The sequence below is a fragment of the Streptomyces sp. NPDC050658 genome (genome assembly GCF_044457025.1).
Lineage (GTDB): Bacteria > Actinomycetota > Actinomycetes > Streptomycetales > Streptomycetaceae > Streptomyces.
Window position 1 is genome coordinate 332,069 of sequence record NZ_JBITGM010000001.1, and the last position, 19,979, is coordinate 352,047.

A 19,979-nucleotide genomic window follows, 5' to 3' on the forward strand; every position below is an offset into this window, starting at 1 on the left:
CCCGCAATGGCCGCCGCCCCCGCTGTGCCCTCAGCGCCGGGTGCCGAGAAGAGCGGCGGCGGGGCAGACGTCAGGCACATCGAGGGGCTCCTCCTCGGCCTCGCGGCAGGCGACGCCGCCGGCTGGCCCGCGGCCAAGCACCGCGCAGCCCGCATGCCCGAGTGGACACGGAGACTCACCCGTGAACTCGACACCTTCGCCGAGCAGAACGCGACCACCACCCTCCCCGTACCCATCGCCCTGAACCAGCCCCCCGAGCCCCTCCGGCTCGGCCCATCGGACGACGCCGAGTGGGCGGCCTTCACCGCCGAATCACTGCTCCGCGCGGCGGACGGGACGCTCGACCCCAGCCTGCCCGCGGACCGCCGGGTCCGCGCCGCCCTGGACCTGGCATGGTCCACCCTCGCCGCGGAAATCGCCGCCGCAGCGGCCCGCGCCCCCGAGGTCGAATCCGCCGTACTCCCCCTCCGCGCCCGCATCTCCGTACGCGCCGGCCTCGGCAACCTCGCCGCAGGCCTCCGCCCACCCGCCACCGGCCACGACAACCCCCACTTCTTCGACGACGCCGCCTGCGTACGCGCCTGCGTCCTCGCCCTCGTCCACCCCGGCGACCCCGGACAGGCCGCCGCCCTGGCCGAGTTCGACGCCCGCTACACCCAGGACGGCGACGGAGTGCACGGCGCCCGCGCGATGGCCGCGGCGATCGCGGCGGCACTCGGCGGCGCGGACGTCGACGCCACCGTGGACGCCGCCCTGGAACAGCTCCCCGAACACACCGAGATCGGCCGCAACGCCTGGCACGCCGTCAAACTCGCCCGCACCCAGCCGCCCCAGGACGGCGCCTTCGGCCTCGTCCCCCTCCTGGAGCACCAGATCGTCGACCACGTCTACAGCTACGGCATCGCCGCCGCCGAGACGGTCCCCGTCGCCCTCGCCCTGACCACCGCGGCCCGCGGCCGGGTCCGCGACGCCGTGCCCGCCGCCGCCTGCCTGTCCCGCGTCGCGGACTCCGCCCCCGCCCTCGCCGGCGCCCTGACCGGCGCGCTCGGCACGGCCGCCGCCGTCCCCGAAGCCTGGATCGACGCCTGCCGCACCCTCTCCGGCTGCGCGCTCCCCCGCCTCGCGGGCACCGACCTGATGGAACTCGCCGGGCACCTGGCAGCCACGGAACCGGCCACCCCGGGAGGACAATCCCGACATGACGCCACGAAGTGAACCTGGCCTCCCCGAACGCATCACCGCGAGCCTGGTCGGAGCAGCGGTCGGCGACGCCCTCGGCGGCCCCGTCGAGGGCTACTCCCCCGAGCAGATCGTCGAACGGCACAGCGGCCGCGTACACGGCATCGTCGGCCCCTGGAACGCCGACCGCTGGCGCACGGCCCGCCCCATCGCGCCGTACCACAAGGGCGACGGCCACGTCACCGACGACACCTTGCTGACGCACGCCCTCATCCGCGTGTACGCCGCCGTCCGCGGCCACCTGGACGCCTACTCCGTCGCCGACCACCTGGTCCCCGACCTGATGACGAACCCCCGCTGGATCCCCGAGCTGGAGGCCGAAGCCCTCCCCCTCCAGCGGATCTTCCTCGCCGAGAAGTGGCTCGTCGCCCGCATCCACTACGGCCACGTCGACCCGCGCGAGGCCGGCACCGGGAACATCGTGAACTGCGGCGCGGCTATGTACATGGCCCCTGTCGGTCTGGTCAATGCGGCCCATCCGTACGGTGCGTACCGCGAGGCCCTCGACATCGCGGGCGCGCACCAGTCCTCGTACGGCAGGGAGGCCGCCGGAGTCTTCGCGGCGGCCGTCGCCGCGGCGTGCACCCCCGGCGCCACACCGGCCTCCGTGGTCGACACGGCCCTCTCCCTCGCCAAGGACGGCACCCGCGCCGCGATCGAGGCGGTGGCCGAAGTGGCCGCCCGCCACCGGGACTTCGAGTCGGCCCTGGCCCCCCTGCGCTCCGCGGTCGCCCCGTTCGACACGGTCGGCCCCGACTACCGCAACCCGTCCCTCGGCGCCCGCCGCCCCTCCCGGCTGCACTCCATCGAGGAACTCCCGATCGCCCTCGGCATGCTCCTGGTCGGCGAGGGCGACTACCGCCGCACGGTCCTCGGCTCGGTCAACTACGGCCGCGACTGCGACTCCATCGCGACGATGAGCGGCGCGCTCGCGGGCGCGCTGGGCTCCGCGGCCCCGCCCGAGTGGTCCAAGACGGTGGCGGAGGCGAGCCGCCTCGACCTCCACGCCCCGGCGACCACCCTGACCGAGGTCACCCAGGAGATCTTCACCAAGGACCAACACCGCCGCCGCACCCACGAGTCGGCATACGAGTCCCTGACGGCAACGACATGATCCGCCTCACCTGGGTCCAGCCGGAGGACCTGATCGGCCACGAACTCCGCCAGGCGGAGGAGGAGGGCCGGGACACCACAGCCGTCCAATCCCGCTGGCTGGAGGCGGGCGGCCACTTGGCCCCACCCCGAGCAGGCGCCTCACCAACACCATCTCCCCCTCACCTGCGGGCCCTTGCAGAGGAACTACTGGCAGAACTGTCCCGCCTCCCCCGGTTGTGGGCAGGCGTTCCGCACGACTCCCCCACCCTGCACAACCCCGCTTCCGGGCCACCGCCGAAGCAACCCCAGGGCGTACTTAGGGCTCGCCTCCACGCGGCGTGGCTAGGCAGAGCCGCAGGCTGCCTACTCGGCAAGCCGGTGGAAAAGCTTCCCCTCACCGGCATCAGGGGCCTCGCCAAGGCAACCGGCAACTGGCCGCTCACCACATGGTTCACGGAAAGGGGCGTCCCCAAAGAACTCAGAGCGGCGTACCCCTGGAACAAGCGCTCCGCAAAAACCTCCCTCGCCGAGAACATCGACGGCATGCCCGAGGACGACGACCTCAACTACCCCCTCCTCAACCTCCGTCTCCTCCAACGCCACGGCAAGAACTTCACCACCACGGACGTGGCAGAGCTCTGGCTGGACGAACTCCCCGCAGCCCGCACCTTCACCGCCGAACGCATCGCCTACCGCAACCTCCTCAACGGCATCGAGCCCCCGCACACGGCGACCCACCACAACCCCTTCCGGGAGTGGATCGGCGCCCTGATCCGCGCCGACGTCCACGGATGGACGAACCCGGGCGCACCCGGGGCCGCCGCCGAGCAGGCCCGCAGAGACGCAACCCTCAGCCACACCACCAACGGCGTGTACGGCGCGATGTTCGCGGCGGCGACCATCGCCGAGGCAGCGGCAGGCACCGGCGACGTCCACCACTGCCTGCGCACCGGCCTCACCGTCGTACCTCCGGACTCCCGCCTGTCCGACGCCGTCCGCGACGGCATCCAACTGGCAAGCAGCACAACGGACTTCGACGACGTGGTCGACCGACTCCACGCCGCCCACGGCCACTACCACTGGGTCCACGTCATCCCCAACGCCGCCCTCCTCGCCGCCGCCCTCACCCACGCGGACGGCGACTTCACCGGCTCCATCACCCGTGCCGTGTCCGGCGGTTGGGACACCGACTCGAACGGCGCCACCGCAGGGTCGATCGCGGGCCTGCTCGCCGGACACCCGGACGCGCTCCCGGACCACTGGACGGCCCCGCTGAAGAACCGCCTCGCCACCTCGATCACCGGTTTCGACGGCATCGGCTTCGACACCCTCGCGGACCTCACCACCCAACTCGCCCAGGAACCCCAGGAGATCCCCCACCCATGACCCACATCGCCGTGCTCGGCAGCACGAACATGGACCTCATCGCGTACGTGGCCAAACCTCCGCAGCGCGGCGAGACCGTCACCGGACGGGAGTTCCGCACCCTCCCCGGCGGCAAGGGCGCCAACCAGGCCGTCGCCGCGGCCCGCGCCGGCGCCGACGCGGTGTCGCTGATCGGCGCGGTAGGCGCCGACACCTTCGGCACCCAACTCCGCGCCGCACTGGACCACTCCGGCGTCGACACCGACCTCCTTCGCACGGTCGAGACGGCCACCGGCACCGCGCACATCGTGGTCGACGACGAGGGCGGCAACGCGATCATCGTCATCCCCGGCGCCAACGGCACGATCAACGCGCTCGCCCCCGGCGACGAGGGCCTGATCGCCTCGGCCGACACCCTGCTGCTGCAACTGGAGATCCCCGTCGAGGGAGTGCTCGCCGCGGCTCAGGCCGCGCGGCGGCACGACGTCCGCACCGTCCTCACCCCCTCGCCGGCGCAGCCTCTGCCGCCCGAACTCCTCGACTCCATCGACCTGTTGGTGCCGAACGAGCTGGAGGCGGCCACCCTCACCGGCATCACCGACCCGCACGCGGCGGCACAGGCGCTGCTCGCCCAGGTCCCCGAGGTCGTCGTCACCCTGGGCGCGCGCGGCAGTCTCTACGCGGCGCGCGGCGCCGAACCGGTCCTCGTGGAGGCCCCGCACGTCACCGCCGTGGACACGACCGGCGCGGGCGACACCTTCGTCGGCACCCTCGCGGTGGCACTCGCCGAGGGCGGCTCGGTCCCGGAGGCGCTCGCGTGGGCGTCGACGGCGGCGGCGCTCTCCGTCCAGCGTCCGGGGGCATCGGCGTCCATGCCGTACCGATCGGAGATCGACAACAAGACGAACGGCACGACGTCATGACCGCATCCCCCACCGCCATGACCGCACCCCACCCCGAACCACCCCTCACCGGACTCCGCGTCCTCGACCTCGCGACCCTCTTCGCCGGCCCGCTCGCCGCCACGATGCTCGGCGACTTCGGCGCCGAGGTCATCAAGGTCGAGCACCCCACGCGCCCCGACCCCTCCCGCGGCCACGGCCCGTCGAAGGACGGCGTCGGCCTCTGGTGGAAGCTGCTCGGCCGCAACAAGCGCACGATGACCCTCGATCTGTCGACCCCCGGCGGCCGTGCCACCCTCCTCCGCCTGGCCGCCACCGCCGACGTGATCGTCGAGAACTTCCGCCCCGGCACGCTGGAGAAATGGGACCTGGGCTGGGAGGAGCTGAGCGCGGCCAATCCCCGCCTCGTCCTGACCCGCGTCACCGGCTTCGGCCAGTTCGGGCCGTACGCCCGCCGTCCCGGATTCGGCACGCTCGCCGAGGCGATGAGCGGATTCGCCGCGATCACCGGTGAGCCGGACGGGCCGCCGACCCTGCCGCCCTTCGGCCTCGCCGACTCGATCGCGGGGCTCGCGACGGCGTACGCGGTGATGACGGCGCTCGCGGCCCGCGACCGCACGGGCCGTGGCCAGGTCGTGGACATGGCGATCATCGAGCCGATCCTCACGGTCCTCGGCCCGCATCCGCTCTGGTACGACCAGCTGGGCCACGTCCAGGCCCGCACCGGCAACCGCTCCACCAACAACGCGCCCCGCAACACCTACCGCACCGCGGACGGCGGCTGGGTCGCCGTCTCGACCTCCGCCCAGTCGATCGCGGAACGCGTCCTGCGCCTCGTGGGCCGCCCCGAACTGATCGCCGAGCCCTGGTTCGCGACGGGCGCGGACCGGGCCCGGCACGCGGACGTCCTCGACGAGGCGGTCGGCGGCTGGATCGCCCGCCACACCCGCACGGAGGTGATCGAGGCATTCGAAAAGGCGGAGGCGGCCGTGGCGCCCATCCAGGATGTACGCGACGTCATGACGGACCCGCAGTACGAGGCGCTGGGCACCGTCACCACCGTCCCCGACCCGGAACTCGGCCCGCTGCGCATGCAGAACGTCCTCTTCCGGCTCTCCGAGACCCCCGGCTCCATCGGCTGGGCGGGCCGCCCGCACGGCGCGGACACGGACACCGTCCTGACCGAACTCGGCCTGAGCGAAGGGGAGATCACCGAACTGCGCGAGGCGGGCGCCCTGTGAAGATCACCCCACTGACCTGGTTGTACGCCCCCGGAGATCGTCCCGCAGTGGTCGCGAAGGCGCTGCTCGCGGGCGCCGACGCCGTCATCGTCGACCTGGAGGACGCGGTCGGGCCCGACCGCAAGGAGTACGCGCGGTCGGCCACCGCCGAGCTGCTCTCCGAACCTCCCCCGGTCCCGGTGCACGTCCGCGTGAACGCCCTGGACGGCCCGCTCTCCGGGGCCGACCTCCGGGCGATCGCGCGGCTGCCCGGCGTCTCGGGACTGCGGCTGCCCAAGGTGACATCGGCCGCCGACGTCGTCCGTGTCGCGGAGCGCTCGGCCCCGGCGGGCGGCGGCGCCCCGGCACTGCACGCCCTGCTGGAATCCGCCGTCGGCCTTGAACACGCGTACGCCATCGCCACCGCGCATCCCGCCCTGCACGGCCTGTCCCTCGGCGAGGCGGACCTCCGCGCGGATCTGGGGGTACGCGATGACGCGGGCCTCGACTGGGCGCGGGCCCGCGTCGTGGTGGCCGCGCGGGCGGCGGGGCTCGCACCGCCCGCGCAGTCGGTGTATCCGGACATCCGCGACTTGGAGGGCCTCGCCGCGTCCTGCGCCCACGGCCGCGCCCTGGGCTTCCTGGGCCGCGCCGCGATCCATCCCCGCCAGCTCCCGGTGATCGAACGCTCCTGCCTCCCCACTCCCGAGGAGGTCGACCACGCCGAACAGATCCTCAAGGCGGCGACAACGGAATCGGGCGCGTTGGCCCTCCCGGACGGCACGTTCGTCGACACGGCGGTGGTGGAGGGCGCGAGACGCACCCTCGCCTTGGCCCACCGCCAACGCTGACCCAGCAACGGGCCGCCCTCTTCTCCCGCCCACCCACCCGATCACCCCGCAGCACGAGCGCGAACCATCCGCGACAAGGACGAACGGGCCGAACGACGCGCATCGGCGGGGAGGAGAGACGCCCGACGGACCTCGCCCTCACCCACCGCCAACCTGCCGCTGCGGGGTAATCGGGGGGTGCGCGGGAGAGTCTGTGACAACAGCGATGGGGCCGCCGGATCACAGCGATCCGGCGGCCCCATCAACGTACAGAGAAGGCGGCTAACTCTTCTTGGCGGAGCCGGACTCGGCCTCCGCCTCGTCCTTGTCCTCGGCCTTGTCCTCAGCCTTGTCCTTGACGTCGTCGTCCGTCTTCTTCTCCGGCGAAGCCTTCGCCTCACCCTCGGACGGCTCCCCCTCGCCGGAGGAGGACTCCTCGGCGGCACCCGGCTCCACGATCTCCTCGCGCCCGGGCCGCTTCTTCGCCGAGATGACGAAGTAGACGACGGCGAGCACGAACACGCCGATGGCGGTCCACACGTTCAGCCGGAGACCGAGGACATGGTGCGCGTCGTCGACCCGCATGTACTCGATCCAGCCGCGGCCCGCGCAGTACGACGCCACGTACAGGGCGAACGCCCGGCCATGTCCCAGCTTGAAGCGGCGGTCGGCCCAGATGACCAGGAAACCGACGCCGATGCACCAGAGGGATTCGTAGAGGAACGTGGGGTGGTAGGTGCCCGGCACCCGCCCGTCCTCCGCCGACGTGATCTTCAGCGCCCACGGCAGATCCGTGGCCTTGCCGTACAGCTCCTGGTTGAACCAGTTGCCCCAGCGGCCGATCGCCTGCGCGAAGGCGATGCCGGGGGCGAGCGCGTCGGCCCAGGCGGGCAGCGGGATGCCGCGCCGGCGACAGCCGATCCACGCGCCGACCGCGCCGAACGCGATCGCGCCCCAGATGCCGAGGCCGCCCTCCCAGATCTTGAAGGCGTCCACCCAGTCACGGCCCTCGCTGAAGTACAGCTGGTAGTCCGTGATCACGTGGTAGAGACGCCCGCCGACGAGGCCGAACGGCACGGCCCACACGGAGATGTCGGCCACGGTGCCTGGGCGGCCCCCGCGAGCGATCCACCGCTTGTTGCCGAGCCAGACGGCGACGAAGACGCCGATGATGATGCAGAACGCGTACGCGCGCAGCGGAATGGGGCCGAGATCGACCACACTGCGCGACGGGCTGGGAATGAAGGCAAGGTCCATGGCAGGTCCGACGCTACCGTGCCGGGTGGTGCCCGAGGCAACCAGCCCGGCTACGTCTGCATAACAGGCGGCCGGAAGTCTCCGCCACGGGCCACCGGAGAGTCTCCCCGGCTATCCCTTGTTCGCCTTCTCCACCAGCGCCTTCAGCTTCGCCGGAGTCAGCGGGTTCTTCTGGTCCGCGAAGATGTTCTTCCCGTCGAGCAGCACGCTCGGCGTGCCCCCGAGGCCCGCGTCCTGGAATGCCTTGTTCGACTCGGCGACCCAGCTGTCGTGCTCTCCGTCCTCCACGCACTTCTTGAAGGAGGCCGTGTCGAGCCCGTCGACCTCGCCCGCCAGCTCGATCAGCCTGCCGTTCTTGGCGAAGGCGTCGTCCGCCTCCGCGGGCTGGTTCTTGTAGAGCACGTCGTGGTACGGGACGAACTTTCCGGCGTCCTGGGCGCACGCCGCCGCGTTGGCCGCGCGCAGGGAGCCGCTGCCGCCCATGTTCCCGTCGATGAGCGTGGCCAGGTGATACTCGACCTTCAGCTGGCCCTTGTCGGTCAGCTCATGGATCGTCGTGCGGTACAGGTCCTCGAAGGACTTGCAGGCGGGGCAGCGGAAGTCCTCCCAGATCGTGAGGGTCGACTTGGCGTCGGCCTTGCCGGCCGGGAGCGCGAGCTGATCCTTTCCGGTCGCGCCCTCGGGGACGGAGACGGGGCCCGACGTGTCCTTGTCGTCGTCGCCCGAGTTGGCGGCGAGGACTCCCGCCACGGCGGCCAGCGCGAGCACGCCGACGACGGCTGAACTCACGATCAGCACCCTGCGCCGCTTGTCCCGCGACTTCTGTCGCTCTCGCTCCTCCGCCAGCCGGTCGCGGGCGGCGCGCTTTCCCTCACGGTTCTTCTCACTCACACCCCGCCAACGAACCGGGGAGGCACGAGCGTGCCTCCCCGGTCCCAGGTCCACCCGTACGAGTTACGCGTTCCCGCGCACACCCTTGGCGAGATCACCCGCGAGCGCGCGGACCTCGGCGAGGCCCGTCGCCTCGTCCGGTGCGTCGAGCATCCGCTGCACGAAGGCCGAGCCGACGATCACGCCGTCGGCGAAGCCCGCCACCTCGGCGGCCTGCTTGGCGTTCGAGACGCCGAGGCCGACGCAGACCGGCAGGTCGGTGGTGGCCTTGGTGCGCCGCACCAGCTCCTGCGCCTGCTCGCCGACGGACTCGCGGGTGCCGGTGACGCCCATGAGGGAGGCCGCGTACACGAAGCCCGAACCGGCCGCCGTGATCGTGGCGAGCCGCTCGTCCTTGCTGCTGGGCGCGACGACGAAGACGGTCGCGAGGCCGTGCTTCCCGGCGTGCTCCCTCCACAGCGCGGACTCCTGGACGGGCAGGTCGGGCAGGATGCAGCCCGCGCCGCCCGCCTCGGCCAGCTCGGCGGTGAAACGCTCGACCCCGTAGCGGTCGATCGGGTTCCAGTACGTCATGACGAGCACCGGCTTGCCGGTCGCCTCGAAGGCCTCGCGGACCGTGCGCATCACGTCGGCGATCTTCAGACCGGCCTTGAGCGCGATGTCGTCGGCGGTCTGGATGACGGGGCCGTCGAGCACCGGGTCGCTGTGCGGCAGGCCGACCTCGACCACGTCCGCGCCGCCGTCGAAGACGGCCTTGACCGCTTCGATGCCGCCGTCCACGGTCGGGAACCCGGCCGGAAGGTAGGCGATGAGGGCGGCCCGGCCCTCGGACTTCGCCGCGGCCAGGGTGTCGCTCAACAGCTTGATGTTCCCGCTCACTTCGCGTCCCCCTCGATCTCCGCGCCGGTGCCGGCCTCGTCCGCCTCGACGGCGGCGTCCGTGTCGTACAGGCCGAAGTAGCGCGCGGCCGTGTCCATGTCCTTGTCGCCGCGCCCGGACAGGTTGACGATGATCAGCCCGTCCTTGCCCAGCTCCTTGCCGACCTCGATCGCACCCGCGAGGGCGTGTGCCGACTCGATGGCCGGAATGATGCCCTCCGTACGCGAGAGGAGGCGCAGGGCCTGCATCGCCGCGTCATCGGTGCACGCGCGGTACTCGCCGCGTCCGCTGTCCTTCAGGTACGCGTGCTCGGGGCCGATGCCGGGGTAGTCGAGCCCGGCGGAGATCGAGTAGGGCTCGGTGATCTGGCCCTCCTCGTCCTGGAGGACGTACGAACGAGAACCGTGCAGGATGCCGGGCTCGCCCGCCGTCAGCGTGGCCGCGTGCTCGCCCGTCTCGACGCCGTGCCCGGCGGGCTCGCAGCCGATGAGGCGTACGTCGCCGTCCGGGATGAAGGCGTGGAAGAGGCCGATGGCGTTGGAGCCGCCGCCGACGCAGGCGACGGCGGCGTCGGGCAGGCGTCCGGCGCGCTCCAGGATCTGGCGGCGGGCCTCGACGCCGATGACCCGGTGGAAGTCGCGGACCATCGCGGGGAAGGGGTGCGGTCCCGCGACCGTGCCGAACAGGTAGTGGGTCCTGTCCACGTTGGCGACCCAGTCGCGGAACGCCTCGTTGATGGCGTCCTTGAGGGTGCGGCTGCCGGACTTCACGGCGATGACCTCGGCGCCGAGCATGCGCATCCGGGCCACGTTCAGGGCCTGGCGCTGGGTGTCGATCTCACCCATGTAGATGGTGCATTCGAGGCCGAACAGCGCACAGGCGGTGGCCGTGGCGACGCCGTGCTGGCCGGCTCCGGTCTCGGCGATGACGCGGGTCTTGCCCATGCGCTTGGTGAGCAGGGCCTGGCCGAGCACGTTGTTGATCTTGTGCGAGCCGGTGTGGTTCAGGTCCTCGCGCTTGAGGAAGATGCGGGCTCCGCCGGCGTGTTCGGCGAAACGGGGCACCTCCGTGAGGCTGCTGGGCCTTCCCGTGTAGTTGACCAGGAGGTCGTCGAGCTCGCGGGCGAACTCGGGGTCGTTCTTGGCCTTGTCGTACTCGACGGCGACTTCGTCGACGGCGGCCACGAGGGCCTCCGGGATGAACTTGCCTCCGAACGCGCCGAAGTACCCCTCCGTGGTGGGGACTTGACCCTCCGGGTCCGGGATGAAGAACTGGCTGGGCATGCGAAACCTCGCTATGGCTGGCGTTGGCTTTTTTGACGTGCGTACGCCCAGGCGCCGTCGCTGGTTGGGGTTCGTCTCGCGACTGCGGCCCGTCTTGGGCTTGTCGCGCAGTTCCCCGCGCCCCTAAAGGGGCGCTATCAGCTCGCGGCGCTCAGGGCGCCGCTCCGCCATCGCATCCCAGGGATCTGCCCCGGCTCCGCGCCGATGTGGTACCGCACCCGGCGGCCCCGCACACGCCGCGCGGGCGCCCGGCAGCCGCGGGGGCGGCAGCCGGGTGCGAGGCGGGCGAAGGCGGTCATCGGGAGGGGTCAGCTCCGTCCGTGCCGCAGCGCGGGATGCGCGCCCGCGGCGACCAGGTCGGAGACCGCGGACTTCGGGTCGCGGCCGGTGACCAGGGACTCGCCCACGAGCACCGCGTCGGCGCCCGCGTTGGCGAAGGCGATCAGGTCGTGCGGGCCGCGCACACCGGACTCGGCGATCTTGACGACGTTGTCCGGCAGCTCCGGCGCGACGCGCTCGAAGGTGGAACGGTCGACCTTGAGGGTCTTCAGGTCGCGGTTGTTGACGCCGATGACCCGCGCGCCCGCGTCCACGGCCCGCTCGGCCTCGTCCTCGTCGTGCACCTCGACGATCGGCGTGAGGCCGATCGACTCGGCGCGCTCGATGAGCGACTCCAGGGCGGGCTGCTCAAGGGCGGCGACGATCAGCAGGGCGAGGTCGGCGCCGTACGCCCTGGCCTCCCAGAGCTGGTACGAGGTGACGATGAAGTCCTTGCGCAGGACCGGGATGTCGACCCTGGCCCGGACGGCCTCCAGGTCGGCGAGCGAACCGCCGAAGCGGCGCTCCTCGGTCAGCACGGAGATGACGGCGGCGCCGCCCGCCTCGTAGTCGGCGGCGAGTCCCGCCGGGTCGGCGATCGCGGCGAGCGCGCCCTTGGACGGGCTGGACCGCTTGACCTCACAGATGACCTTGACCCCGTCACCGCGCAGCGCCGCGGCGCCGTCCTTCGCCGCCGGAGCCTTCGCCGCGCGCTCCTTCAGCTCGTCGAGGCTGACGCGCGCCTGCCGTTCCGCGAGGTCGGCACGGACTCCGTCGATGATCTCGTCGAGCACACTCACGCGAGCGGCCCCCTTCCCTGACGGTGAAGCTGCTGTTGAACCTCAAGCTGTTCGGCTGCCTCATCAGGCATTCCGATGGTCACTGCGATGGTATCCGCAGGAGGGCGAAGGGCCCGCATCCGGTTGACACCAGTCCCACGTCCTGGACACCCGAAGGCCGCCGCGGCCTGGGGTTTCGCCGGACATCAGGGATGCAGCCATGCCCCGAACGGCAGATTGCGCACGAGGGTGAAGACCGCGATCAGCGCGCCGATCCCGTACAGCTGTGCGGTTCCCAACGCGATCCGCAGCGGCCGGCCGCGTGCCGCACGCACCGCCCAGAGGGTCCAGACCACTGCGAAGACGCCATACCCGACGACGGCGAGGGCGTTGGCGCCGAGCGCCGTGCCGAGGTCGCCGTGGACGAAGGCGTGGGCGCTGCGCAGTCCGCCGCAGCCGGGGCAGAAGACCCCCGTGAGCTGCAGCAGCGGGCAGGCCGGGTAGTGGCCAGGCTCGTTCGGGTCGACCGTCCCGACGTACGCGAAGGCGGCCACGACCGCGCCGAGCACACCGGCGGGCACGGCGAGCCGTCGCAGGGTCCGGCCGACGGCCGGTGCCGCGCTCTCGGGTTCAGCGTTCACCCGAGGCATTCTGCCCTTCGGGGCCGGGCGTCGCCCGCGGGGAGACACGAAGAAGGCGGCCCGGGCTGCTGCCGGACCGCCTCCTTCACGTACGTACGAGAGAACTCGGCCGTACGGGAGAACTCATGCCGTACGAGAGAACTCAGCCCTCGGAGTGCGCGAGCTGGGCCTTCGCCTGCTGGCGGCGGGGCGCCTGGCCCAGGCCCGCGGCGCGCATGGCGAGGCCGACGAGGCCGCCGACGGCGATGATGACCATGCCGGCCCAGAAGCCGAGCGGGTTCGCCATCACCATGAAGGCACCCGATACGCAGAAACCGATGAAGGCGATGATGACACCGGTCCAGGCGGCCGGGGTGTGTCCGTGGCTGCTGCCCGCCATGACTTGCTCCTCGTTGCTGTATGCGTGGTGGTGATGCGTGGGGTGAGTCGAACGCTCACTGCTCCATTGTCCCGTACTCGCGGGGAAGCCGTGAGCGCGGGGGTCACGTCTCGCGCGTCGGGTCCTCGCCGCGGTCGAGTGCCTTCCACAGGTCCTCGGGGCGGTCCGGGTCCACGGCGGGGGCCGCCTTGCGGGGGCGGGGGGCGCCGTCACGCTCGTACCGCCCGGACATCGCGGGCCAGGACCTGCCGTACGTCAGCGCGAGCAGACCGGCGGCCAGGATCAGGGCGCCCGCGGCGGCCGCGGCGTACGGCCAGCCGGTGTGGCTGAGATCACCGATCGTGGCGGCGGCGTCGCCGGAGGCCTCGGCGGCCTTCTCGTCGAGCGCACCGCTGTCACCGGCGCCCAGCAGCGCCGCGGCGACCGTGCCCGCACCGCTCAGCGCGAGCAGCAGCGAGACGAGCAGCCGGCCGGCCCTGCGGACCGCGAAGACGGCGACGAGGCCGGCCAGGCCGACTATCGCGAGGGCCGCGGGCACGCCCGTGACATCGCTGCCCGTGGCGGTCAGCGGCAGATCGCCGCCCGCCACCGACACGGTGCCGTGGGCCCAGGCCTGGCGGGACGCGAGCAGTGCGAGGGCCGCGCCGACGGCCCCGAGCAGCAGGGCCGCCGCGATGCTGCGCCGGCCGCCGCGCCTGGCCCGGGTCTCGGGCTCGGCGTCGGCCTGTGCGGCTGTGGCATGGGAGGGCCGGGGCGTCGGTACGGCAGAAGTCACCCCTCCACTATCCCTCACGTCCATCCGTGCGCCGCAGCCGGTTCGCCGTGTGCACGGCGCGGAGGACCGCGGCCGCCTTGTTGCGGCACTCGGTGTCCTCGGCAACGGGGTCGGAGTCGGCGACGACCCCGGCTCCCGCCTGCACATATGCCGTTCCGTCGCGCAGCAGCGCGGTGCGGATCGCGATGGCGGTGTCCGAGTCGCCCGCGAAGTCGAGGTAGCCGACGCAGCCGCCGTACAGGCCGCGGCGGGAGGGCTCCAGCTCGTCGATGATCTGCATCGCGCGCGGCTTGGGCGCTCCGGAGAGAGTGCCCGCGGGGAAGCAGGCGGTGAGTACGTCGAAGGCGGTGCGGCCCTCGGCGACCTGTCCGGTGACGGTCGACACGATGTGCATGACGTGCGAGTACTTCTCGATGGACATGAAGTCGACGACCTCGACGGAGCCGGGCTCGCAGACCCGGCCCAGGTCGTTGCGGCCCAGGTCGACGAGCATCAGGTGCTCGGCGCGCTCCTTGGGGTCGGCGAGCAGCTCGTCGGCGAGCGCCTGGTCCTCCTGCGGCGTTGCGCCGCGCGGCCGGGTGCCGGCGATGGGGTGCACCATGGCGCGCCCGTCCTCGACCTTGACGAGCGCCTCGGGGGACGAGCCGACGACGTCGAATCCGTCGAAGCGGAAGAGATACATGTACGGCGACGGATTGGTGGCCCGCAGCACCCGGTAGACGTCCAACGCGCTTGCCGCGCAAGGGGTTTCGAAGCGCTGCGAGGGGACGACCTGGAAGGCCTCGCCCGCGCGGATGCGCTCCTTGATGTCCTCGACGGCCTCCTGGTACTGCGCGCCGCCCCACAGCGCGGTGTACTCCGGGAGTTCGGAGGGCGGCAGTGCGGCCGGGGGCTGGGCGACGGGCCGGGAGAGGTCGGCCTCCATCGCGTCGAGCCGGGCGACCGCGTCGGTGTAGGCCTCGTCGACGCCGGTGGCCAGGTCGTTGTGGTTGATCGCGTTGGCGATCAGGAGGACCGAGCCGTCCCAGTGGTCGAGTACGGCGAGGTCGCTGGTGAGCAGCATGGTCAGCTCGGGGAGCCGCAGGTCGTCCCGCTCGCCGGGGCCGATCTTCTCCAGGCGGCGCACGATGTCGTACCCGAGATAGCCGACCATTCCGCCGGTGAAGGGCGGCATGCCGGACGCCAGGTCGTGCGGGGTATGCAGGGTCTGCACGGTGGCGCGCAGGGCGTCGAGCGGGTCGCCGGAGACGGGTACGCCGACGGGCGGGGTGCCCAGCCAGTGGGCCTCGCCGTCGCGGGTGGTGAGGGTGGCGGCGCTGCGGACGCCGACGAACGAATAGCGAGACCACGAGCGGCCGTTCTCCGCGGACTCCAGGAGGAAGGTGCCGGGGCGCTCGGCGGCGAGCTTGCGGTAGAGGCCGACCGGAGTGTCGCCGTCCGCGAGGAGCCTGCGGCTGACGGGGATCACTCGGCGGTCGCTCGCGAGCTTGCGGAAGGTCTCGAGATCCATGGGGAGGAGCTTACGGCCGCGCGGGCGGCGGCCGGTGTCACCGGTCACTCCGTGGAACGCGGGCTGCCGGTGGGGCGGTCAGGCCTCCGTGCCGGTGAAGGTGACCGTGAGGGTGTCGGTGTCGAAGCAGGTGCGGGTGCCGGTGTGGCAGGCGGGGCCGATCTGGTCGACCTGGACCAGGACGGTGTCCGCGTCGCAGTCCAGGGCCACGGACTTCACGTACTGGAAGTGGCCGGACGTGTCGCCCTTGACCCAGTACTCCTGGCGGCTGCGCGACCAGTAGGTGCAGCGGCCCGTGGTGAGGGTGCGGTGCAGCGCCTCGTCGTCCATCCAGCCCAGCATCAGGACCTCGCCGGTGTCGTACTGCTGGGCGACGGCGGGGACGAGGCCGTCCGCGCCGCGCTTGAGGCGGGCGGCGATCTCGGGGTCGAGGCTGCTGGGCGGGGGCGTGGCGGTCATACGGCCATTGTGCCGTCCCGGCGTGATCCGGTCGGCCCCTGTCCACTGCGCGGACCGCCTACCGGGTCGTAGGGTGGGTGGCATGTCGACCCATGCCAAGCGTGAACGACTTCTCCTCGCCGACCTGTTGGAGGCGGAGGGTCCCGACGCGCCGACCCTCTGCGAGGGCTGGAACACGCGTGACCTCGCAGCCCATGTGGTGGTGCGCGAGCGGCGCGCGGACGCCGCGGGCGGACTCCTGATCAAGCAGCTCGCGGCCCGGCTTGAGCGGGTGCAGGCCGAGTTCGCCGCGAAGCCGTACGAGGAACTGATCCAGCTGATCAGGACCGGGCCGCCGCGCTTCTCCCCCTTCTCCCTCAAGCAGATCGACGAGGCGTCGAACGCCGTCGAGTTCTACGTCCACACCGAGGACGTGCGCCGCGCCCGCCCCGACTGGACGCCGCGCGAGCTGGACCCCGTCTTCTCCGACGCGCTCTGGTCCCGCCTGGAGCGGATGGCCCGCCTGGTCGGCCGCAAGGCTCCGGTGGGTGTGGTGCTGCGCCGCCCCGACGGCCAGACGGCGGTGGCGCACCGGGGGACGCCGGTCGTGACGGTGACGGGGGAGCCGGGCGAGCTGCTGATGTTCGTGTACGGCCGCCAGGACGCGGCGAAGGTGGAGCTGGACGGAGACAAGGAGGCGGTATCCCGCCTCCACGAGTCGAAGCAGCTGGGTATCTGATCTGAGGGGTCCGTGCCGGGTGCCTCCTGGGAAGGATCAGCCCGGCAGCTCCGCCCCCCGCAACCCCCGCGCACACACCCCGTACAGCCCCGCAAGACCGCAGGTCACCGCGCTCGCGGTGAAGACCGGTGCCGTCCCCCACGCCTCCACCGCGATGCCCGTCACCGGGTACGTCAGTGGCGCCACGCCCAGGCTGACCAGCCCGCTCACCGCGGTGACCCGGCCCAGGTAGGCGGGAGCGGACTCGGTCTGGGCGAGGGCGCCGGACAGCGCCCCCGTCAGCCCCACCACCAGCCCCGTCGCCGACGCCACCCCCACCGCACCCCACAGCAGCGGCACATACGCCATCCCGCCGACGCCGACCGCCCCGACGAGGCACGTCACCGGCAGGACGAGACCCGCCCGCGGCACCCGCCCCCGCACCGTCAGCCACAGCGCCGACGCCCCGGCCCCCGCCCCGAACCCCGCGAGGACGAGTCCCATCCCGGACGCGCCCCACCCCCGCTCGTCCGCCAGGATGGTCAGCCCGATGTTCAGCGGCCCCACGAACCCCAGGTCACCGAGGGCGACGACGACCATCAGGGGGGCGAGGACGCGGTGCCCGCGGATGTAGCGCAGGCCGTCCCTCAGCTCGCCCCAGGCCGTCCGCCCGCCCCGCGACGCGTCGCCGCCGTCGGCATCGCCGTCGGCACCGGCACCGGCACCGGCACCGGCGGGCAGGTTCCCCATGCGCACGGCCACCAGCAGCGGCAGGGAGAGCGCGAAGAGGAGTCCCGCCACCCCGAACGCCGCCGCCGGGCCCCCGAGCGCCACACCGAGACCCCCGAGCGGCGCCCCCACGACATTGGCGAGGCGGATCACAAGGCCCCGCATCCCCTGCACCCGCGCCAGCTGATCCCGCCCCGTGATCCGCGCCGGCAGCGCCCCCACCGCCGGCATGAACAGCGCGTCGACCGTCCCGAAGACCAGCCCCAGCACGGCCAGCAGCCACAGGCCCGGGCTCGCAAGGACCAGCAGCCCCGCTACCGCGAACACCGCCAAGCACCGCACCGCGTCACTGCCGATGACCACCCGCCGTGGCCCGAACCGGTCGGCGATCACTCCCCCGCCCAGCATCAGCAGCGCCCGCGGCAGCGCGCTCACGGTCATCACCAGGCCCGCCTGGGAGGGGCCGCCCGACTGGACCGCCGCCCAGGACAGGGCGAGGTAGTAGATGTTGTCGCCGACGGCGGACGCGCTGTACGCGCCGAGCCAGCGCAGCACGTTGCCGTCCCGGTGGGCGGCGGGGCGCTCCCCGGCGGGGGCGGCCGTGCGCAGAGCAGGAGTCGTGGTCACGGCGGACGGCCCTCTCAGATCCGGAACGGGAAGCTGGCCAGATGCACGGCGACGTTCTCGCGCCCCTCGGTGTCGCCCGCCGCCTCGGCGGCCTTGCCCTGCTCCTCGTACTTCTTGACCAGGGCATGGATCTCCGCGTTGAGCCGGCCGAGTTCGGCGGCGTTCAGACGCGCGAGGAAGTCCGACTGGTCCGCCGCGAGCCGCCACTGCTCGCCCCAGGCCGTCTGCTGGTCCAGATAGGTCTCGTACTGCTCGTGGCGGTGGGCGAGCATGCCCCGGACCACCGAAGCGTGCACGGCCGCGCCCTCCGGCGTGTCCTTGAAGTCCTCGTGCCGGAAGCTCAGCGTGTCCTGCGCCGCCTGCCACCACCGCTCCCGCGCGTCCCCGCTCTGCGCCTCGGCCGCCTCGATCAGGCCGTGCTCGGCGAGCTTGCGCAGGTGGTAGCTGACCAGCGAGACCGCCTCGTCCACCTGGGCGGCGATCTGCGAGGCGGTCGACGGGCCCGCCACGCGCAACGTCCCGTAGATCTTCTGCCGCAGTGGATGCCCGAAGGCCTTCAGCGTGCCGACGTCGGTGATCCGACGGGTCCCACGCGTCCCGCGGAACCCCGGCTCCTGCCGTTCGTTCCCCTCGTCCCGCTCGCCCGGTTGCTGCTTGTCGTCCATGACCCCACCGTAGATACGAAGGAAAAGTTGCGCAATATAAATTGCGCAACTTTCCCTTCGCATCTCGGAGGTCTCACCACCGCCGCGTCCCGGAGGCCTCACCACCGCACCGGCAGCCTCCGCACCCCCCTGATCACCACACCCGGCACCCACTCCAGCTCCGCCTCGTCGAAGTCCGCCGCGATCTCCGGACAGCGCTCCAGGAGCGAACGGAACGCGATCGCGCCCTCCAGGCGGGCCAGCGGCGCGCCCAGGCAGTGGTGCAGTCCGTGCCCGAACGCGATGTGGCCGCGCGCGTCCCTGCGGATGTCGAAGCGGTCCGGGTCCGCGAACCGCGCGGCGTCACGTCCCGCGTCCGCCATGACGAACCGCACCATGGACCCGGCCGGCATCCGCACGCCGCCCATCTCGACGTCGGTCAGGGCGAGCCGTTCCAGGGAGGACGCCGCCGGACCGTCGTAGCGCAGCATCTCCTCGACCGCACCCTCGGTGAGGCTCAAGTCGGAGCGCAGCAGGGCGAGTTGGTCGGGGTGCTTGAAGAGTGCCCGCAGGCCGTTGCCGATCAGGTTCACCGTGGTCTCCTGACCGGCGATGATCAACAGGCTGCACATGCCGATCAGTTCGTCCGGCGAGAGCCGGTCGCCGTCCTCGTCGACCGTGTGGATCAGCGCGCTGAGCAGATCGTCACCGGGGTTGCCGCGCTTCTCCTCGATGAGCCGCGGCAGATACGCCGCCTGCCCGGTGTACGCGGCGATCTCGGCCTCCTTGCTGCTCGGCGAGAGGATCTCGCCGCCCCAGCGGCGGAAGGACTCCCGGTCCAGCTCGGGCACGCCGAGGAGTTCGCACAGGATGGTCATCGGCAGCGGGAAGGCGAAGTGGGCCACCAGCTCGGCCCGCCGCGCGCCGTCCGTCGTCATCCGGTCGAGCAGCGTGTCGGCGATCTCCTGGATCCGCGGGGCCAGTCCTTCGATACGGCGCTGGGTGAACTCCCGCGCCACGAGCCCCCGGAGCCGGGTGTGGTCCGGGGGGTCGGCCATCGCCATGTGGGCGAGGCTCGGGTCGTCCGGGTCCGCGTTGACGACCCGGCGTACGTCACCGGCGCCCCGCCAGTCCCGGCTGAGCCGGGGGTCGGTGAACGCGGCGCGGCAGGCCTCGTACCCGACGACGAGAAAGATCTCCTGGCCGTCCGGGGTGCGCACATGGTGCACGGGGCCCTGTGCGCGCAGCTTCGCGTAGACGGCATACGGATCGCCGGCGAAGTCGGGGCCGAGCTCCGGCAGATCGATGGTGGGCAGAGAAGACAGGGATGGCAGGGAAGGCAGGGCAGACACGGGTGATCCCCTCCGTGGATGAGCCCGTCACGCTACCCAGCGCCCGGCGGAAAGAGAGCGCTCGCGGCACCGGGTGCACCGCCCCTGCGGCCGGCTTCGAGCGGCGCC

General features: G+C 72.3%; 21 protein-coding genes. 7 read left to right on the top strand and 14 right to left on the bottom strand.

All coding sequences use genetic code 11. From position 1 onward, the window contains the following. The first annotated feature begins 6 nt into the window (after nt 1–6). Genes ACIBKX_RS01570 through ACIBKX_RS01595 form a run of 6 tightly spaced genes read left to right on the top strand, consistent with a single transcriptional unit; the run spans nt 7 to nt 6,672 of the window. Complete coding sequence (locus ACIBKX_RS01570) at nt 7–1,215, top strand: ADP-ribosylglycohydrolase family protein (RefSeq protein ID WP_363272547.1); 1,209 nt, start codon at nt 7–9, stop codon at nt 1,213–1,215. Further along, a complete protein-coding gene (locus tag ACIBKX_RS01575) occupies nt 1,199–2,353 on the top strand; it encodes an ADP-ribosylglycohydrolase family protein (RefSeq protein WP_363272438.1) in 1,155 nt (384 codons plus the stop codon). Before ACIBKX_RS01570 ends, ACIBKX_RS01575 begins: the two co-directional genes overlap by 17 nt. After that, entirely contained in the window at nt 2,350–3,720 is a 1,371-nt protein-coding gene (locus tag ACIBKX_RS01580) for an ADP-ribosylglycohydrolase family protein (RefSeq protein ID WP_363272439.1), read from the top strand. Before ACIBKX_RS01575 ends, ACIBKX_RS01580 begins: the two co-directional genes overlap by 4 nt. Continuing rightward, entirely contained in the window at nt 3,717–4,622 is a 906-nt protein-coding gene (gene rbsK / locus ACIBKX_RS01585; protein WP_363272440.1) for a ribokinase, read from the top strand. Before ACIBKX_RS01580 ends, rbsK begins: the two co-directional genes overlap by 4 nt. Beyond that, entirely contained in the window at nt 4,619–5,842 is a 1,224-nt protein-coding gene (locus ACIBKX_RS01590) for a CaiB/BaiF CoA transferase family protein (RefSeq protein ID WP_399375590.1), read from the top strand. Before rbsK ends, ACIBKX_RS01590 begins: the two co-directional genes overlap by 4 nt. Then, nucleotides 5,839–6,672 (top strand): CoA ester lyase, encoded by an 834-nt coding sequence (locus tag ACIBKX_RS01595; RefSeq protein WP_363272441.1) that lies wholly within the window; start codon nt 5,839–5,841, stop codon nt 6,670–6,672. Before ACIBKX_RS01590 ends, ACIBKX_RS01595 begins: the two co-directional genes overlap by 4 nt. A 261-nt stretch (nt 6,673–6,933) precedes the next feature. Here ACIBKX_RS01595 and lgt read toward each other — a convergent pair whose 3' ends face one another. The 11 genes from lgt to hisI form a co-directional block, all read right to left on the bottom strand. Further along, nucleotides 6,934–7,908 carry a prolipoprotein diacylglyceryl transferase gene (lgt, locus tag ACIBKX_RS01600; protein ID WP_363272442.1) on the bottom strand — a complete coding sequence of 325 codons (975 nt, stop codon included), beginning with the start codon at nt 7,906–7,908 and terminating at the stop codon, nt 6,934–6,936. A gap of 111 nt (nt 7,909–8,019) precedes the next feature. Further along, entirely contained in the window at nt 8,020–8,799 is a 780-nt protein-coding gene (locus ACIBKX_RS01605; protein ID WP_363272443.1) for a thioredoxin domain-containing protein, read from the bottom strand. A gap of 63 nt (nt 8,800–8,862) precedes the next feature. Next, nucleotides 8,863–9,678, bottom strand: a complete 816-nt coding sequence (gene trpA, locus ACIBKX_RS01610; protein ID WP_363272444.1) for a tryptophan synthase subunit alpha — start codon at nt 9,676–9,678, stop codon at nt 8,863–8,865. Continuing rightward, complete coding sequence (gene trpB, locus ACIBKX_RS01615) at nt 9,675–10,961, bottom strand: tryptophan synthase subunit beta (protein WP_363272445.1); 1,287 nt, start codon at nt 10,959–10,961, stop codon at nt 9,675–9,677. Before trpB ends, trpA begins: the two co-directional genes overlap by 4 nt. 137 nt (nt 10,962–11,098) lie before the next feature. Continuing rightward, on the bottom strand, nt 11,099–11,260 hold the full coding sequence (trpM, locus tag ACIBKX_RS01620) for a tryptophan biosynthesis modulator TrpM (RefSeq protein WP_399375593.1): 162 nt from the start codon (nt 11,258–11,260) through the stop codon (nt 11,099–11,101). Nucleotides 11,261–11,269: 9 nt separating this feature from the next. Beyond that, nucleotides 11,270–12,079, bottom strand: a complete 810-nt coding sequence (gene trpC, locus ACIBKX_RS01625) for an indole-3-glycerol phosphate synthase TrpC (RefSeq protein ID WP_363272446.1) — start codon at nt 12,077–12,079, stop codon at nt 11,270–11,272. A gap of 185 nt (nt 12,080–12,264) precedes the next feature. Continuing rightward, on the bottom strand, nt 12,265–12,708 hold the full coding sequence (locus ACIBKX_RS01630) for a DUF2752 domain-containing protein (RefSeq protein ID WP_363272447.1): 444 nt from the start codon (nt 12,706–12,708) through the stop codon (nt 12,265–12,267). 133 nt (nt 12,709–12,841) lie between these two features. Then, nucleotides 12,842–13,078 carry an HGxxPAAW family protein gene (locus tag ACIBKX_RS01635; protein WP_363272448.1) on the bottom strand — a complete coding sequence of 79 codons (237 nt, stop codon included), beginning with the start codon at nt 13,076–13,078 and terminating at the stop codon, nt 12,842–12,844. A gap of 103 nt (nt 13,079–13,181) precedes the next feature. After that, nucleotides 13,182–13,877 (bottom strand): TIGR02234 family membrane protein, encoded by a 696-nt coding sequence (locus ACIBKX_RS01640; RefSeq protein WP_399375595.1) that lies wholly within the window; start codon nt 13,875–13,877, stop codon nt 13,182–13,184. Beyond that, entirely contained in the window at nt 13,861–15,363 is a 1,503-nt protein-coding gene (locus ACIBKX_RS01645) for an anthranilate synthase component I (protein ID WP_363272450.1), read from the bottom strand. The genes ACIBKX_RS01640 and ACIBKX_RS01645 overlap by 17 nt, the downstream gene beginning before the upstream one ends. Before the next feature lie 78 nt (nt 15,364–15,441). Next, complete coding sequence (gene hisI, locus ACIBKX_RS01650) at nt 15,442–15,822, bottom strand: phosphoribosyl-AMP cyclohydrolase (RefSeq protein ID WP_363272451.1); 381 nt, start codon at nt 15,820–15,822, stop codon at nt 15,442–15,444. 82 nt (nt 15,823–15,904) lie between these two features. Here hisI and ACIBKX_RS01655 point away from each other — a divergent pair, with 82 nt between their 5' ends. Next, the gene (locus ACIBKX_RS01655) at nt 15,905–16,540 is read left to right on the top strand and encodes a TIGR03085 family metal-binding protein (RefSeq protein WP_363272452.1); all 636 of its coding nucleotides are present in this window, start codon (nt 15,905–15,907) and stop codon (nt 16,538–16,540) included. Nucleotides 16,541–16,576: 36 nt separating this feature from the next. Here ACIBKX_RS01655 and ACIBKX_RS01660 read toward each other — a convergent pair whose 3' ends face one another. The 3 genes from ACIBKX_RS01660 to ACIBKX_RS01670 all read right to left on the bottom strand — a co-directional run bounded on the left by ACIBKX_RS01660 (nt 16,577) and on the right by ACIBKX_RS01670 (nt 19,871). Continuing rightward, nucleotides 16,577–17,875, bottom strand: a complete 1,299-nt coding sequence (locus ACIBKX_RS01660) for an MFS transporter (protein ID WP_363272453.1) — start codon at nt 17,873–17,875, stop codon at nt 16,577–16,579. Nucleotides 17,876–17,889: 14 nt separating this feature from the next. After that, entirely contained in the window at nt 17,890–18,540 is a 651-nt protein-coding gene (locus ACIBKX_RS01665) for a helix-turn-helix domain-containing protein (protein WP_363272454.1), read from the bottom strand. A 98-nt stretch (nt 18,541–18,638) separates the two neighbouring features. Then, nucleotides 18,639–19,871, bottom strand: coding sequence for a cytochrome P450 (locus tag ACIBKX_RS01670; protein ID WP_399375599.1), 1,233 nt, complete (start codon nt 19,869–19,871; stop codon nt 18,639–18,641). Between the last annotated feature and the right edge of the window lie 108 nt (nt 19,872–19,979).